The organism is Oleomonas cavernae (assembly GCF_003590945.1).
Taxonomy (GTDB): Bacteria; Pseudomonadota; Alphaproteobacteria; order Zavarziniales; family Zavarziniaceae; genus Zavarzinia; species Zavarzinia cavernae.
Window position 1 is genome coordinate 1 of the sequence record NZ_QYUK01000004.1, and the last position, 1,071, is coordinate 1,071.

1 protein-coding gene is annotated in these 1,071 nt (G+C 67.1%); it reads left to right on the forward strand.

Translation table 11 applies throughout. From position 1 onward, the window contains the following. The coding region (locus tag D3874_RS00105; RefSeq protein ID WP_147385465.1) for a thiamine pyrophosphate-dependent enzyme at positions 1–1,071 on the forward strand (1,071 nt) is incomplete at both ends.

Below are 1,071 nucleotides of genomic sequence, written 5' to 3' on the forward strand. Positions count from 1 at the left end.
GAGCTGGAAGTGCCTCCGGCGCTGCCGCCGTCGTCCTACCGCCTGGTCGAACCGGGTGCGGACGGCATCATGGTGGCCAAGGCCGCTGAGCTGATCAGGAACGCCGAGTGCCCGGTGCTGCTGGTCGGCCACGCGGTGCAGTGCACCCGCGCCGGCCAGAAGGTGAAGGAGCTGGCCGAGCTGATGGGCTGCCCGATCCTGCAGACCTCCGGTGGTACCGCCTTCATCGAGGGCGTCGAGGATCGCACCTTCCCGTATCTGTTCTCCGAGGTGGGTGACGACATCGTCGCCAAGTCCGACGTCGTCGTCGCCATCGGCACCGAAATCGGCGAGCCGCTGCATTATGGCCGTGGCCACCTGTGGGCCAAGGGCAAGACCGATCGCAAGTGGATCTATGTCGAGCTGGACCCGGAAGCGATCGGCCAGAACCGTCCGATCGACGTGCCGCTGGTGGGCGACCTGCGCACCGTCGTGCCGCAGCTCTCGGCTGCGCTGAAGGCCACCCCGCGCCAGGAGCACCCGGACCTGCAGCGCTGGATCAAGGAAGACAAGGAGCGCCTGCAGGCGCTGGCCCAGCAGGACTTCAAGACCGACAGCGGCCGCGTCCACACCGGCCAGTGGGTCGTCGAGGCCACCAGGGCCATGCCGAAGAACGCGATCCACGCGCGCGACGGCGGTTGCACCGTGGTCTTCACCTGGACCTACCTGCAGGCGAAGCCGCACGACGTGGTCTGGAACCAGAACTTCGGCTGCCTGGGTACCGGTCTCGGCTACGCCATCGGCGCCTCGATCGCGGACGGCGGCAAGCGTCCGGTCCTGCTGACCACCAGCGATTCCTCGTTCCTGTACCACATCGGTGACCTGGAAGTGGTCCAGCGCTTCAAGCTGCCGATGGTCATCGTCGTTGCCGTGGACAACGCCTGGGGCCTGGAAGTCGGCGTCTACAAGCGCACCTTCGGCCACGGCAACAGCACCGAGCCGGGCGTGCACTGGAGCAAGAACGTGCGCTTCGACCAGATCGCCAAGGGCCTCGGCTGCGAAGGCGTCTACGTCGACAAGGGCGAAGACCTG